We start from the raw sequence: 14,444 nt of genomic DNA, 5'->3' as shown, positions 1-14,444 counted from the left end.
GGACTGCCGGATGCCGCTCGACATCGTGTTCATGGGTACGCCGGACTTTTCCGTACCGGTTCTGGATGCGCTCGTCGCGGCCGGACATCGCGTCGTCGCGGTCTATAGTCAGCCGCCGCGTCCGGCTGGGCGTGGCCTCGCCGAACTAAAATCACCAGTTCATCGCCGCGCCGAGGCGCTCGGCATTCCCGTTCGCACGCCGAAGAATTTCAAGACGGACGAAGATCGCGCCACGTTCGCGGACCTCAAAGCCGACGCCGCCGTCGTCGTGGCGTACGGGCTGTTGCTGCCGGCCGCCGTGCTCGACGCGCCGCGTCTCGGATGCTTCAACGTCCACGCTTCGAAGCTGCCGCGCTGGCGCGGAGCGGCGCCGATCCAGCGCGCCATCATGGCTGGCGACGCCGTGACGGCCGTCAACATCATGCGCATGGACGAAGGTCTCGACACCGGCCCCGTCTGCCTCGGGCACGACGTTGCGATTGCCCCGGACGCAACCGCCGGAGAGTTGCACGACGCGCTCTCGGCATTGGGCGCCGAGCTGATGGTCGAGGCCTTGGCCGAGCTTGAAGCCGGCACGCTGCGCGCTGTCCCGCAACCGCAAGAGGGCGTGACCTACGCCGCGAAAATCGACAAGCGCGAAACGCGCATCGATTTCGCAAAAACCGCGACCGAAGTTGCAAACCACATTCGCGGATTGTCGCCCGGCGCATGGTTCGAAGCGAACCTCGGCGGCAAGCCCGAACGCATCAAGGTGTTGCGCGCCTCGTCGATCGCAAAAAACGGCGAACCGGGCGTGCTGCTCGACGGCGAACTCACCATCGCTTGCGGCGACGGAGCCATCCGCATCGAGGAGCTTCAGCGAGCCGGAAAGCAGCCGATGAAAGCCGCCGATTTCCTGCGCGGCGCACGCCTCGAGCCCGGCACGCGGCTGGCCTGAAGTCTCCAGGTTCGCGAATTAAGGATGCTGGGAAATCGCTCTGCGGAATTCACGCGGTAAGGCTAATCTCACGTTCTCGTTCGTTCTGTTTCGAGGACTTGAGATGCGCCGTTCGTTTCCAATGTTTCTGATTGCGCTCGCGCCGGCCATGCTGGCGCTCACAGGCGCGGCGTCTGCCGACGGCTTCACGGCCCGCATCGTAACGCAGCCGTACTACGGCGCAGTCACCACGCTCGAGCATGGCGTGCGCGTCATTCGTCCGTTGCCGCCGGAACGCTATGTCATCGTCAATCCGAACCGCACGCCACTGGCGCTGAGCTTCAACGAGAATAACGTCTACGATTACAGCTCGAACGCAACGAGCAACGGCGGAGATGTCGGCGTCGTCGATCCCGACGGCCCGATCTATACCCGCCCGTCTTATGGCCCCGGCTATTGGAAGCATCGCAACGGCGCCTGGTATTTTCGAAACGGCCACAACGGCCATTTCGCCGGTGGTCCGCGCGGTAAAGGCAGCCCCGGCGCTATCGGAGCGCATTGAGAGACGGCGCGACACCCGTTAGGGATGGCGCGTTCCGACGCTGCGCACTGGTCCTCAATGCCCCGCTACCGCATCACCATCGAATATGACGGCACGCCCTTCATCGGCTGGCAGCGCCAGGCCGAAGGCGTGTCGATTCAAGGCGCGCTCGAAACGGCGATCCGCAAATTCTCTGGCGAAGCGCCGGGCGTGCGCGGCGCTGGGCGAACGGACGCCGGCGTGCACGCGCTAGGACAAGTCGCGCACTTCGATCTCGAAAAGACATGGGAGCCGGGACGCATCCGCGATGCGATGAATTTCCACCTGCGTCCAAATCCGATCGGTGTGGTTGCCGCCGCTCAGGTTGACGACGCGTTCGACGCGCGCTTCAGCGCCGTGAAGCGCTACTACGAATATCGCCTGCTGACACGCCGCGCGCCGCCGATCCTGCAGCGCCATCGCGTCTGGTGGACGATGCAAAACCTCGACGCCGCCGCAATGCATGCCGCCGCGCAAGAACTCGTCGGAAAGCACGATTTCACGACGTTTCGCGCCGCTCAGTGCCAGGCGAAATCGCCGGTCAAGACTCTCGATGTTTTTGACGTGTCACGGGAAGGCGAGGAAATCGTCTGCCGCGTCTCGGCCCGCTCGTTCCTACATCATCAGGTCCGCTCAATGGTCGGCAGCCTGAAGCTTGTCGGCGAAGGCAAATGGAGCCGCGCCGATCTTGCGTCCGCGCTCGCCGCCGCCAATCGCGAAGCCTGCGGACCGGTCGCGCCCGCGGCCGGTCTCTATCTCGTCGGCGTCGATTACGAATAGAACAGCAGGCGCGTCAGTCGTGCCTCTGATCCTCGGTGACGAGCGCCAGGAATTCCTGCCGCGTGATCGGGTTATCGCGGAACACGCCGAGCATGCGGCTCGTCACCATATCGGTGCCGGGCTTGTGCGCGCCGCGCGTCGTCATGCAGTGATGCTCTGCCTTGAGCACGACCGCGACGCCTTCCGGATCGAGGACTTCCTGGATCGTGTTCGCGATCTGCGCCGTCATCTTTTCCTGAATCTGAAGCCGCTTCGCGAACGCGTCGACGGCGCGCGCCAGCTTCGAGATGCCGACCACGCGCCCGCGTGGGATATAGGCGACCCAGGCGCGCCCTATGATCGGCGCCATGTGATGCTCGCAATGGCTTTCGAACCGGATGCCGCGCAGCACGATCATCTCGTCGTAGCCTTCGATCTCCTCGAAGGTCTTTTGCAGAATGGCTTTCGGATCGTCGTTGTAGCCGCGGAAATATTCCTCATACGCGCGCACGACGCGCGCCGGCGTTTCAAGCAAACCATCGCGGCTCGGATCGTCGCCGCTCCAGCGGAGAATGGTTCTGACCGCAGCCTCGACTTCGGCGCGGGTCGGCTTCTTTTCTGAGCTCATAGGATCACTAAATTTCTGGGTTCGACTGAAAAAATCTGAACCGAGTTTGGCCCAATTCTTGAGCGGACGAAAGATGCGACACTACGCGTCGTGGGACGCGTTTGCCGCGGATTTTCTCCGTCCGCTAACTATCTTGTGGCCTCGCCGGCTTCGATATCCGCGCTGTCGCGCGGCCTAGGCGAGAGCTTGCGGACGACGACGTAGAAGACCGGCGTGAAGATCAGGCCGAATAGCGTCACGCCGAGCATGCCGGAGAACACGGCCGTCCCAAGCGATTGCCGCATTTCAGCGCCCGCGCCTTCCGCGAATACCAACGGCACGACGCCCAGAATGAAGGCCAGCGACGTCATCAGGATGGGCCTCAAGCGCGTGCGTGCGGCTTCCACCGCCGCTTCGCTGCGCGACAGTCCCTGATCTTCACCCTGCTTCGCGAACTCGACGATCAGAATGGCGTTCTTCGCCGCGAGGCCGACGAGCACGATCAAGCCGATCTCGACCAGGATGTTACGGTCGAGCCCGCGAATGTTCACGCCGATCATCGCCGCCAGAATGCACATCGGCACGATCAGGATGACCGACAGCGGCAGCATCCAGCTCTCATACAGCGCCGACAGCAGGAGGAACACGAACACGACCGACAGGCCGAACGCCAGGATCGCCGTGTTGCCCGCGAGTTTTTCCTGCAACGCGATTTCGGTCCATTCGAAACCGAACCCGGACGGCAGCACCTTGTCTGCGATGGCTTCCATCGTCTTGATGGCTTCGCCCGTCGAATAGCCGCGCAGCAACTGAACCTGAACCTCGGCCGCCGGATAGAGATTGTAGCGCGGCACGCGGTACGCGCCCGTCGTGTCGCTGAATGTCGCGACCGATCCGATCGGCACCATCTCGCCCGTATTGCTTCGCGTCTTGAGATTGGCGACGTCGCGCAAGGACAGGCGGAATGGATTGTCGGCCTGCGCCGTCACGCGATACGTGCGGCCGAGAATGTTGAAGTCGTTGACGAACGCCGATCCCATATAGACCGACAACGTCTCGAACACGCGGCTGATCGGTACGCCGAGCTGCTCGGCTTTGGTGCGGTCGATGTCGGCGTAGATCTCGGGCGTACGCACGTTGAAGAGCGTGAACGCCTGCGCGAAGCCGGGCTGTTGTCCGGACGCGCCGGCCATCGCCCACGCTGCGCCCTCGAGCGCTGGCAGCCCGCGTCCGCCCTTGTCCTGAACGTAACCTTTGAGGCCGCCGCCCGTGCCGATGCCCGGCACCGATGGCGGTTCGATGACGAGCACGAACGCTTCCTTGATCTGCGCCATCTGCTGCCGCAGGTCGTTTAAAATCGCGTCTTTCGCTAAACCGGTGTGCGCCCGCTCGGCGAATGGAGCCAGACTGACGAAGATCACGCCTGTGTTCGGCGCGTTGGTGAATGTCGCGCCGTCGAAGCCGACGAAAGCGACGGAGTGGTTGATCCCGGGCCGCGACAGCAGAATATCACCGGCCTTGCGCACGACGGCGTCGGTGCGGCTGAGCGTCGAGCCCGGCGGCAACTGCAACGCAACGATCAGATACGCGCGATCGAGCGGCGGGACGAGCCCCGTCGGCGTCGCCGTCAAGCGCGTGTACGTCGCGAACAGCAGGCCGCAATAGACGAGGATCAGAAGCAAGCTGATTTTGATGAGCTTGCTCGTCAGCCACGCATAGCCGTGCGACAGCGCACCGAACGCCCAGTTGAAGGCGCGGAAGAACAGCCTCAGCGGCGCACCGAGAATTCTCGCAAGAATGTTCTGCTTCTCGTGTGCTGCGCGATGCGGCTTCAACAACAGCGCCGCCATCGCGGGCGATAGCGTGAGCGACACGATCAGCGACAATGCCGTCGACGCAGCGATCGTGATGGCGAACTGCTTGAAGAACGTTCCCTGCAGGCCCGTGATGAAGGCCGTCGGCAGGAACACGCCGATGAGCACGAGCGAGATCGCGATCAGCGCCGTGCCGACCTCGTCCATCGTTTTATGAGCCGCGGCCTTCGGACTCATGCCTTGCTCGATGTAACGCTCGACGTTCTCGACCACGACGATCGCGTCGTCGACGACGATGCCGATCGCAAGCACCAGTCCGAACAGCGACAGCGTGTTGAACGTGATGCCGAGCAGGCTCATAATGAAGAACGTGCCGATCAGCGACACCGGAATGGCGAGGATCGGAATGATCGCCGCACGCCACGTTTGCAGAAACAGAATGACGACCAGCACGACAAGCAGGATCGCTTCGGCGAGCGTCTTGACGACGGCGTCGATCGAGAACTGAATGAATTCGGTCGGGTTATAGACGACGGTGTAGTCGAGGCCCGGCGGGAAGCTCTTCTTCAGCAGTTCCATCTGCTGCTTGACGGCGGACGCCGTCGCGAGCGCATTCGAGCCCGGCTTCTGGAACAGCACAAGCGCCGTCGCGTTGCGATTATCGAGATACGCATTGACGGTGTAGTCCTGCGCGCCGAGCTCGACGCGCGCAATGTCGCGAACTCGGATGACCTGTCCGCCGGGTTCTGCCCTGACCACGATGTCTTCGAACTCGCTCGTGGCTTTCAGGCGACCGAGCGTCTGGACGTTGAGCGTGAATGCGCCGTCCGATGTCGCGGGCGGCTGGTTGATCGAGCCGGCCGCGACCTGCAAGTTTGCCGCCTGTAGCGCAGCCACGACATCGCCCGCCGTCAGTCCACGCGACGACATCTTGTCGGGATCGAGCCAGATGCGCATCGAGTAGTCGCGTGCGCCGAACACGTTGACGTCGCCGATCCCGTCGATGCGCGTCAGCACGTCTTTCACATAGAGCGTCGCGTAGTTCGAAATGTACTGCTGGTCGCGCGTGCCGTCGGGCGACACCATATGCACGACCATCATCAGGTCGGGCGACGCCTTGCGCACCGAAATGCCCAGACGGCGCACGTCTTCCGGCAGACGCGGCTCCGCCACCGACACGCGATTCTGCACCAGCACCTGCGCCTGATCGACGTCGGTGCCCGGCTTGAAGATGACGCTGATCGTCACCTGCCCGTCACCCGTCGACTGCGAGTTGATGTAGAGCATGTCGTCAACGCCGTTGACTTCCTGCTCGATCGGCGTCGCGACCGTCTCCGCGATCACCTGCGCGGAGGCGCCTGGATACGTCGCGTGAATGCTGACCGTCGGCGGCGCGATCTCCGGATACTCGGCGATCGGCAGGAAATTCACCGAGATCAATCCGAGGATCGTGATGATCAGCGACACGACGGATGCGAAAATCGGCCGGTCTATGAAGAAATGGGTGAGGCGCATTGGACGTTTTCTGCGTTTGAGCGCGAGTTACTTCTGTGCGGTTTTCTCGGGCGGCTTGATTGCGCCAGGAGTTGGCGCAACTTTCGATCCGGGTCTGATGGCCGGATTGGCGACCCCTTCGATCACCACGCGATCGTCGGCTTTGAGCCCAGATTTGATGACGCGCAGCCCCTCGTAGATCGGTCCAAGCTCCACCGGCGTCGCGACGACCACATCGTCGGCGTTGACGGTGTAGACGATCTTGTGAGCCTGATCCGAAACGATGGTATCGTCGGGGATGAGAAACGCATCGATGTCGCCGGCATAAAGAGCAAGGCGCGCAAAGACGCCGGGCGTCAGCAATCCGTCCTTGTTCGGAAGGATTGCCCGGCCGCGCAGCGTCCCGGAGTGTTCGTTGAACGCGTTATCGATGAAGTCCATCGTGCCCTGATGGCTCCAGTCTTTCTCGTCCGCGAGCTTCAGGCGCACGGGCGTCGGCGAGTTCGGCGAGGAATCGCGCTTGCCCGATTGATTGAGACGCTCGTAGCGCAGGTAGTCCGCTTCGGACGTATCGAACACGAAGTGAATGGGGTCGGTCGAGACGATCGTCGCCATCAGCGTCGCGTTGACCTGTCCGCCGATCACGAGATTTCCGACGTCGATTTTCTTATCCGAGATGCGTCCCGAGATCGGCGCGCGAACCTCGGCCCACTCGAGATTGAGTTCCGCCGACTTGAGCTGCGCCGCCGCCGACATGACCTGCGCTTCCGCGACGCCGAGACTTGATTTGCGCTGCTCGTAAACTTGCTCGCTCAGCGCTTTGGATTCGACCAGCGGTGCCGCGCGCTGCAGATCGGCCTTCGCGAATTCGACTTGCGCGTGGGCGCGTGCGACGTCGGCCTTCGCAGCCTCGACGGCAATTTCGAATGGCCGCTTGTCGAGCGTGAACAGAAGATCGCCGAACTTGACGTCGGAGCCTTCCTTGAAATTCACCTGATCGACGTAACCGCTGACGCGCGGTCGCAACTCGACGCGCTGAAACGCTTCGAAGCGGCCGGGATATTCATCCCAGGTTTTGATGTGTTTGGAGAGCGGCGGTGCGACCGTCACCGGAAACGCCGGCGGTCCCTCTTGTGCATTTACAGGCGCAACAGCGCCGGCAAGAACTGCAGTCATCAACGCCACGCAAGGCACGAAAAGATGCCGCCGCAGCGCAGATCGCAAAGGCTCATGTATCGTCATGGATTGCGCCAAAAATCTTATGAGTAAATGAATTCCGGCGTTCCCGCCCGCCGGCATGGTGAGGCCGGGAACGTATCACAGCAGCGCCAACGTGCTACTCGAATTTCGCTGATCAGTCGTTTTAGCGTCCGTTATCGTCGCGCATCGGCGTCACTGTACGCGCAACGAATGCACTGCTGTCGATGATTGCGCAAACTGAACCACCGGTACGCTACGATGCGATGAGCGTACCGGCGGTTTGATGTGTCACGCACTCATAGCAGCGTACCGCGCAGGATCAGCAGCGCGACGCTGAAGTAGATCATCAGACCGGTGACATCGACGAGCGTCGCAACGAACGGGGCTGATGCGCTCGCAGGGTCGAACCCAAGCCGCTTCAGCGCAAACGGCAGCATAGAGCCCGCAAGCGAACCGAATGTGACGATGCCGACGAGGCCTAGGCCGACGGTCAGCGCGACCAGCATCCAGTGCTCGCCGTAGTCGAAGATTCCGAGATACTGCCACAAGCTGATGCGTGCGATGCCGATGACGCCGAGGATAGTGCCGAGCGTCAGGCCCGTGGGAATTTCTCTGACCGCGACGCGCCACCAATCTCTGAGACGCAACTGTCCGAGCGCAAGCGCGCGGATCAACAACGAAGTCGCCTGCGATCCCGAATTGCCGCCGGAGCTCATGATGAGAGGGATGAACAGCGTCAGCACGACTGCTTTCGCGAGCTCATCGGAATAATGCTGCATGGCGCTTGCAGTCAGCATCTCGCCCAGAAACAGCGCGCACAGCCAGCCGGCGCGCTTCTTGATCATCTCGACGAAGCCGATCTCCATATACGGCTCGGCCATGCCTTCGACGCCGCCGAAACGCTGCACGTCTTCCGTACTTTCCGCGAGGATCGCGTCGATGACGTCATCGAACGTGACGATACCGAGCACCCGATGGCGGGAGTTGAGAACCGGCACGGCCAGAAGGTCGTGAATGGAGATCAGCCGCGCGACTTCTTCCCGATCGGCATCCGGATCGACCCAGATCGGATCGCGATCGGATGCAACGTCGAGAATATTGCTGTCGGGCTCGCTGGAGATCAGCTGCCGCAGCGACACGACCTGACGTAGCTCGCGCGATGCAGGATCGAGAACGTAGATGGCGTAGACCGTTTCTCGCGTGTGCTGCACTTCGCGAATATGCTTCAGCGTTTCCGCGACGGAATATGTTGACGGAACGCTGACGAATTCCGTCGTCATGATGCTGCCCGCGGTGCCCTCGGGATAAGCGAGCAGCAGCTTCAGCGATTGCGCTGTCTCGAAATCGACGCGCGCGAGAAGGTCTGTGCGATCAGTCCCGTCGAGCTGGCGCAGCATGTTGGCGGCGCGGTCGGCGGACATGCCTTTCAGAATGCGTCCGGCAAGGTCCTCGGGAAGCTCGAGGATGATGTCGCCGGCGCGCGACAATTCCGGCCGGTCGAAAATATCGACCGCGCGTTCCAGGGGAAATTGCGAAAGGATGGAGGCGGTCGTTTCGAGATCTTGCTCGTTGAGCTGCGCGACGATGTCAGCATCGTGCTCATCGAGCAGTTCGACCAGCAGGATCGGATCGACGTCGTCGCCCGACACGTAGTGGACTTCTTCCATGGCTCACCTCACGATCCGCCGTCAAAACGGACCGTGGCGAGCCGACCCAACGGTCAGACCACGGGCCTCGACGGCCGGGGAGTTCGACAACTACTGTCGCTAGACAAGGGTTGGGTTCCTTCGAATTCACGGCATCGAGGTCATCGAGTGCCGTTGCGGTCACATGGGCCGATCAGGATGACCTGTCAAGGAGAGATCGAGATTGTTTCTGTGCGTTGGGTTCTGGCGAGCGTGATTGAGAATGGAGCGTGTCTCTGAAGCCGAAATCGATAATGCGGCCGCCCTCGTTGTTGCATACAGTTTCGCATTCGATGCGCGGCCGAGACCGGTCAAGGCGTCGGCGATACGGTCGTGATACAGGCGGGATCGCAGAGGATAAGCATGAACGAAAACACGGCCGCCACGCTTGGACTCGTTCTGCCCGGTGGCGGTGCCCGGGGAGCCTATCAGGTCGGTGTGATCAAGGCTCTCGCTGAACTCACGCCGCGTAATCGCAATCCGTTTCCCGTCATCGTCGGTTCGTCCGTCGGAGCGATCAGCGCGGCATTCCTTGCGGCCAATGCCACGCGCTTCAACGAAGGCGTCGCCAAGCTCGTCGAGCTTTGGCAGAACCTTCATTGCAGGGATGTCTACCGCACCGATTTCGTATCGGTCTCCTTGCACGGGCTGCATTGGGTTCTATCTCTGACGCCGATTGCGTCCCTGGGACTGCCCAATCCACGCTCGCTTCTCGACAACGATCCTTTGCGCCAATTCCTCATCGACCACACCGAGTTCGAACGTATCTCCGAAGCGGTGAAGGCAGGGGCGCTCAAGGCCTTGTGCGTCACGGCTTCGTCTTACGATCGTGGACGCGCGGTCACCTTCTTTGAAGGCGCGCCCGAGATCGCCGAATGGAGCCGCGCCCGCCGCGACGGCGTTGCGACCCGCTTGACGGTCGACCACCTGCTTGCGTCGTCCGCGCTGCCGCTGGTGTTTCCGGCGCAGCGCTTGGGATCCGAGCACTATGGCGACGGCTCGCTGCGGCTGACATCGCCGCTGAGCCCGGCAATCCACGCCGGCGCGGATAAGATTATCGTCATCACCACCCGCGATCGCGACATCGATCCGCCGACACGGCCGGATGAAGTCCAGTACCCGCCATTGGGCACGATTGGCGGCAGCATGCTCGACATTATTTTCATGGACAACGTCGACGCCGACATCGAACGCGCGCAGCGCATCGATCATACGCTGTCGCTGGTTGCTGAGCGCCGACTCGGCGAAACGTCGTTGCGCGACATCGATGTCATCGCGCTCGATCCGTCGGAGGATATTCGCGAGATCGCCCGCCGTCATGCTGCGGAGATGCCGTGGACTGTCCGGATGCTGTTGCGCAGGCTGGGCGTATGGGGAGAGGACTGGCGCCTGCCGAGCTATCTGATGTTCGAGCCGGGCTATTGCCGCGCCCTGATCGAGCTTGGCTATCGCGATACGCTGGCGCGTTCGAAAGAATTGATCGCATTCATAAGCGAACGCTCAGCGGCGCCCAAGTGACCGTAGCGGTTGAGATGGCCTCAGCGCAGCAGATTCTGGTGCGCGCAAAATGATGGTGCTGCCGGAGGGGATTGAACTCTCGACCTCTCCCTTACCAAGGGAGTGCTCTACCACTGAGCTACGGCAGCCTGTGCGGCTTTTGGGTGCCGCAACCGGCGCCCAAGAAAAAAGCAGCGCGCCGTTGAACCGACGCGCGTGGTGCCCGCTGGGCAGGCGGGGCGGACACTGCCACAAGGCTTGACGGGGGGCAAGACCGAAAGCCAAGCTGCCTGAGACGATGTCGCAGCAGATGTGGCGCGGCATCAGCGATCCCCGGAAGCCACTCAAAAGCCGCAGAGGACAAGCCAAGAACGCGCATGACCGAACGGAATTCAAAGGAAAAACCCCAGCAGCCGTCACGCAAAGACGCCCGGGCCGAGCGTCTTGCCGAGGTGCTCCGGACCAACCTGAAACGCCGCAAGGAAGCCGCGCGCGGCCAGGCACACGACAAAGCCGGCGTCACTGACGAGTGATTCTCAAGGCCGGTCTGTGGGTCTGGCGTAACCGTCGGCAAAACTCCTTGCGGGATCAGCCGCGAAACCAGTATCAGCGACCGGGGCATCGACGCGAATCTCAGTCGCCGCGCATGGCGACGCGTCACACATGGAGCCAGAAGGCATTTAATGGATCGGATCAGGATTACCGGCGGTCAGGCTCTTCGCGGCACGATCCCGATTTCCGGCGCCAAGAATGCGGCCCTGCCGCTGCTTATCGCCAGCATGCTGACCGAAGATCGGCTGACGCTTAAAAATGTCCCGAACCTTGCCGACGTCAATCTGCTGGTGCGCATCCTTCGCAACCATGGCGTTGACCTCGGCGTCGATGGCAAGCGCCCGGGGACGGCGATGCATCTCGGCGAGACGTTCCATCTGACGGCGCGCGATATCGTCGATACGACCGCCCCCTATGAAATGGTGTCGCGGATGCGCGCCAGCTTCTGGGTTCTGGGCCCGCTGATCGCACGCATGCGGGTCGCGAAGGTGTCGCTGCCGGGCGGCTGCGCGATCGGAACCCGCCCCGTCGATTTGCATCTGGCGGGGCTGAAGGCGCTGGGTGCCGAGATCGACATCGACGCTGGCTATGTCATCGCGCGGGCTCCGAAAGGGCTGCACGGCGCGCACATCGTATTTCCCAAAGTTTCGGTCGGCGCGACACTCAACGTCCTGCTCGCCGCCGCTTTGGCGAAAGGCGAAACGCTGATGGAGAATGCCGCGCGCGAGCCTGAAATCGGCGACGTCGCGAGCTGCCTTGCGAAGATGGGCGTTAAGATTGAAGGCATCGGCACGTCGACGCTCAGGATCCAAGGCCGAGATCGCCTTGAGGGCGCCGTCCACACTGTCCTTCCCGATCGCATCGAAACCGGCACCTTCGCGATGGCTGTTGCTGCAACCGGCGGCGACGTGATGCTCGAAGGGGCTCGCGCCGAAGATCTGCAAGCCGCGCTCGACGTCCTTGTCGAGACCGGAGCAACCGTCGAGGCGACCGGCACCGGCATCCGCGTCAAGCGCAACGGCGGCGACATCAAGCCCGTCTCCGTTGAGACGCAGCCGTTTCCAGGCTTCCCGACCGATCTCCAGGCTCAGTTGATGGCGCTGCTGGCGTTGGCCTCCGGAACGAGCGTCATTCGCGAAAACATCTTCGAAAACCGCTTTATGCACGTGCAGGAGCTGGCGCGTCTGGGAGCCGACATTCAGCTCCACGGCGATACGGCGACGATCAACGGCGTCACGACGCTGAAGGGCGCGCCAGTCATGGCGACCGACCTCCGGGCGTCAGCGTCGCTGGTTATTGCCGGGCTCGCGGGCGAAGGCGAGACGATGATCAATCGCGTTTACCACCTCGATCGCGGCTTCGAGCAGCTGGAACAGAAATTGAGCCGCTGCGGCGCCAACATCGAGCGTCTGGCGAGTGGCTGATTGAGAGACGCATCCCCGTAATCCGGGACGATGTTGCACGAGCCGCGCCCGCCCGATAACACTCGGCCGGATAGCATGGTTTTTCAGGCGCTCGCCGGGAGATTGTCAGCCTCGATGTCCGACCTCAAGCTTATCGCACTCGACGCGGAAGATCTGAACGTCGTCTCGGCGCACCTGCAGGACGCCGTGCTGCGTGTTGGCGAAATGATGTATCTGCCGGCCGAGAAGCGTTTCGTGGCCATCGCCAATCGCTTCGATTGGGGCGAGCTGGCCAAGGCGCCATCGAAGGGAAAAGCGTCCGAGAGCTTCGAGCGCCGTCGCTCCGGCATTCGCTTTGAACGGGTCTTGAGCGCCAAGCTGCAGGGAATTGACCTTAAGGATAGGCGCGCGGCGTTAGCTTTGCTGGCAATAACATTCGAGCCAACCGGTGGTACGGAGACGCCGGAAGGCAATGTCACGTTGACTTTTTCCGGCGCGGCAGCCATTCGGCTGCACGTCGAATGCGTCGAGGTCGAGTTGAAGGATCTCGGGGCGGCTTGGGCCACGAAACACTCGCCGGAGCACCCAGACGACGCAGGCTGACGTGTTAGGCCGTAATGCTCTGAGGGATAGTGCTCATGCCGATGCGGCTGAAGAGCGCCGATAAGAATTTCGAGCAGCAGTTCACGGAACTGCTCTCGCAAAAGCGCGAAGTCTCCGTCGACGTCGATAACGCCGTGAGAGACATCATCGCCGAAGTTCGCTCGCGCGGCGACGAAGGACTGGCGGACCTCACCCTGAAGTTCGATCGGCTTGATCTCAAAAAGACGGGCGTCGCCGTGACGGCCGCCGAGGTCGACGCAGCCGTTCGCGAGTGCTCGAAGGAAACCCTCGACGCTCTGCACTTCGCGCACGACCGCATCTCCGATCATCACGAGCGACAGATTCCCTCCGATGATCGCTATCGCGACAACGTCGGCGTCGAGCTCGGCCACCGCTGGACGGCTGTGGAATCGGCCGGCCTCTATGTGCCGGGCGGTCTTGCGTCCTATCCCAGCTCGGTACTGATGAATGCCGTGCCGGCGAAGGTTGCAGGCGTGCCCCGCGTCGTGATGGTCGTCCCTTCGCCCGCTGGCGAACTCAATCCGCTCGTGTTGGCCGCGGCAAAAATTTCCGGCGTATCCGAGATCTATCGTATCGGCGGCGCGCAGGCCGTCGCCGCGCTCGCCTACGGCACCGAGACGATCCGTCCGGTCGTCAAGATTGTCGGACCCGGCAACGCGTACGTCGCGGCCGCCAAGCGCCAGGTGTTCGGCATCGTCGGCATCGACTCGATCGCAGGCCCGTCCGAAGTTCTCGTCATCGCCGATCGCAACAACGATCCCGAATGGATCGCCACCGATTTGCTCGCGCAGGCAGAGCACGACACGGCCGCGCAATCGATCCTCATGACGGACGATGAAGACTTCGCGACCGCCGTCGAACAGGCCGTCGCGCGTCAGCTGCAAACGCTTTCGCGCGGAAATATCGCGGGCGAGAGCTGGAACGCTTTCGGTGCCACCATCGTTTTGAATTCACTCGATGAAGCTCCGGCTTTGGCAGATCGTGTCGCCGCCGAGCACTTGGAAATCGCGACGGAGAATGCGGAAGATCTTTCGCAAAGCATTCGTAACGCCGGCGCGATTTTCATCGGACGCGTCACGCCCGAAGTCATCGGCGATTACGTTTCCGGCTCAAATCACGTCCTTCCGACCGCCCGGAGCGCGCGGTTCTCGTCGGGCCTTGGCGTGCTCGATTTCATGAAGCGCACGTCGATACTGAAGCTGGACGATGCAGCATTGGCCGCGCTGGCTCCTGCAGCCATGACGCTGGCTCGCGCCGAAGGACTGGAAGGGCATCGCAGATCTGTTGAAATTCGGCTCGCCAAATCGACTTGA

General features: G+C 62.2%; 12 protein-coding genes and 1 tRNA gene. 8 read left to right on the top strand and 5 right to left on the bottom strand.

Annotated elements, in window-relative coordinates; genetic code table 11:
- Nucleotides 1–10 precede the first annotated feature (10 nt).
- The 3 genes from fmt (at nt 11) to truA (ending at nt 2,276) form a co-directional block, all read left to right on the top strand.
- The gene (fmt, locus tag HDEN_RS13460; protein ID WP_013216678.1) at nt 11–937 is read left to right on the top strand and encodes a methionyl-tRNA formyltransferase; all 927 of its coding nucleotides are present in this window, start codon (nt 11–13) and stop codon (nt 935–937) included.
- Nucleotides 938–1,040: 103 nt separating this feature from the next.
- Entirely contained in the window at nt 1,041–1,478 is a 438-nt protein-coding gene (locus HDEN_RS13455; RefSeq protein ID WP_013216677.1) for a hypothetical protein, read from the top strand.
- A 57-nt stretch (nt 1,479–1,535) separates the two neighbouring features.
- Nucleotides 1,536–2,276 (top strand): tRNA pseudouridine(38-40) synthase TruA, encoded by a 741-nt coding sequence (gene truA, locus HDEN_RS13450; protein WP_013216676.1) that lies wholly within the window; start codon nt 1,536–1,538, stop codon nt 2,274–2,276.
- A gap of 13 nt (nt 2,277–2,289) precedes the next feature.
- Here the strand turns inward: truA and folE are convergent, their stop codons facing one another.
- From folE to mgtE, 4 genes are all read right to left on the bottom strand, one after another.
- Nucleotides 2,290–2,883 carry a GTP cyclohydrolase I FolE gene (folE, locus tag HDEN_RS13445; RefSeq protein WP_013216675.1) on the bottom strand — a complete coding sequence of 198 codons (594 nt, stop codon included), beginning with the start codon at nt 2,881–2,883 and terminating at the stop codon, nt 2,290–2,292.
- Nucleotides 2,884–3,011: 128 nt separating this feature from the next.
- Complete coding sequence (locus tag HDEN_RS13440; RefSeq protein WP_013216674.1) at nt 3,012–6,191, bottom strand: efflux RND transporter permease subunit; 3,180 nt, start codon at nt 6,189–6,191, stop codon at nt 3,012–3,014.
- 27 nt (nt 6,192–6,218) lie between these two features.
- Nucleotides 6,219–7,346 carry an efflux RND transporter periplasmic adaptor subunit gene (locus tag HDEN_RS13435; protein WP_245256643.1) on the bottom strand — a complete coding sequence of 376 codons (1,128 nt, stop codon included), beginning with the start codon at nt 7,344–7,346 and terminating at the stop codon, nt 6,219–6,221.
- Between the two features lie 320 nt (nt 7,347–7,666).
- The gene (mgtE, locus tag HDEN_RS13430; protein ID WP_013216672.1) at nt 7,667–9,037 is read right to left on the bottom strand and encodes a magnesium transporter; all 1,371 of its coding nucleotides are present in this window, start codon (nt 9,035–9,037) and stop codon (nt 7,667–7,669) included.
- A 381-nt stretch (nt 9,038–9,418) separates the two neighbouring features.
- Between mgtE and HDEN_RS13425 the strand changes: the two genes are divergently transcribed.
- Nucleotides 9,419–10,573 (top strand): patatin-like phospholipase family protein, encoded by a 1,155-nt coding sequence (locus tag HDEN_RS13425; RefSeq protein WP_013216671.1) that lies wholly within the window; start codon nt 9,419–9,421, stop codon nt 10,571–10,573.
- A gap of 53 nt (nt 10,574–10,626) precedes the next feature.
- Here HDEN_RS13425 and HDEN_RS13420 read toward each other — a convergent pair.
- Nucleotides 10,627–10,701: transfer RNA gene (locus HDEN_RS13420), tRNA-Thr, on the bottom strand.
- Nucleotides 10,702–10,929: 228 nt separating this feature from the next.
- Between HDEN_RS13420 and HDEN_RS18395 the strand changes: the two genes are divergently transcribed.
- From HDEN_RS18395 to hisD, 4 genes are all read left to right on the top strand, one after another.
- Nucleotides 10,930–11,085, top strand: coding sequence for a hypothetical protein (locus HDEN_RS18395; RefSeq protein WP_169305492.1), 156 nt, complete (start codon nt 10,930–10,932; stop codon nt 11,083–11,085).
- A gap of 150 nt (nt 11,086–11,235) precedes the next feature.
- Nucleotides 11,236–12,528 carry a UDP-N-acetylglucosamine 1-carboxyvinyltransferase gene (gene murA, locus HDEN_RS13415; RefSeq protein ID WP_013216670.1) on the top strand — a complete coding sequence of 431 codons (1,293 nt, stop codon included), beginning with the start codon at nt 11,236–11,238 and terminating at the stop codon, nt 12,526–12,528.
- Nucleotides 12,529–12,642: 114 nt separating this feature from the next.
- Nucleotides 12,643–13,110, top strand: coding sequence for a DUF2948 family protein (locus HDEN_RS13410; protein ID WP_013216669.1), 468 nt, complete (start codon nt 12,643–12,645; stop codon nt 13,108–13,110).
- Nucleotides 13,111–13,145: 35 nt separating this feature from the next.
- Nucleotides 13,146–14,444: a histidinol dehydrogenase gene (gene hisD, locus HDEN_RS13405; RefSeq protein ID WP_013216668.1), complete on the top strand. Its 1,299-nt coding sequence runs from the start codon at nt 13,146–13,148 to the stop codon at nt 14,442–14,444.

Origin of the sequence: Hyphomicrobium denitrificans ATCC 51888 (assembly GCF_000143145.1) — a bacterium.
Lineage (GTDB): Bacteria > Pseudomonadota > Alphaproteobacteria > Rhizobiales > Hyphomicrobiaceae > Hyphomicrobium_B > Hyphomicrobium_B denitrificans.
This window is presented reverse-complemented; position numbering and strand designations above follow the sequence as displayed.

What these genes read in the sequence shown, in the direction of transcription:
- truA (WP_013216676.1), top strand. Translation starts at nt 1,536, where the DNA reads ATGCCCCGCTACCGCATCACCATCGAATATGACGGCACGCCCTTCATC.
- murA (WP_013216670.1), top strand. Translation starts at nt 11,236, where the DNA reads ATGGATCGGATCAGGATTACCGGCGGTCAGGCTCTTCGCGGCACGATC.
- HDEN_RS13440 (WP_013216674.1), bottom strand. Translation starts at nt 6,191, where the DNA reads ATGCGCCTCACCCATTTCTTCATAGACCGGCCGATTTTCGCATCCGTC.
- mgtE (WP_013216672.1), bottom strand. Translation starts at nt 9,037, where the DNA reads ATGGAAGAAGTCCACTACGTGTCGGGCGACGACGTCGATCCGATCCTG.
- HDEN_RS13435 (WP_245256643.1), bottom strand. Translation starts at nt 7,346, where the DNA reads ATGACTGCAGTTCTTGCCGGCGCTGTTGCGCCTGTAAATGCACAAGAG.
- fmt (WP_013216678.1), top strand. Translation starts at nt 11, where the DNA reads ATGCCGCTCGACATCGTGTTCATGGGTACGCCGGACTTTTCCGTACCG.
- folE (WP_013216675.1), bottom strand. Translation starts at nt 2,883, where the DNA reads ATGAGCTCAGAAAAGAAGCCGACCCGCGCCGAAGTCGAGGCTGCGGTC.
- HDEN_RS13410 (WP_013216669.1), top strand. Translation starts at nt 12,643, where the DNA reads ATGTCCGACCTCAAGCTTATCGCACTCGACGCGGAAGATCTGAACGTC.
- HDEN_RS13425 (WP_013216671.1), top strand. Translation starts at nt 9,419, where the DNA reads ATGAACGAAAACACGGCCGCCACGCTTGGACTCGTTCTGCCCGGTGGC.
- HDEN_RS13455 (WP_013216677.1), top strand. Translation starts at nt 1,041, where the DNA reads ATGCGCCGTTCGTTTCCAATGTTTCTGATTGCGCTCGCGCCGGCCATG.
- HDEN_RS18395 (WP_169305492.1), top strand. Translation starts at nt 10,930, where the DNA reads ATGACCGAACGGAATTCAAAGGAAAAACCCCAGCAGCCGTCACGCAAA.
- hisD (WP_013216668.1), top strand. Translation starts at nt 13,146, where the DNA reads ATGCCGATGCGGCTGAAGAGCGCCGATAAGAATTTCGAGCAGCAGTTC.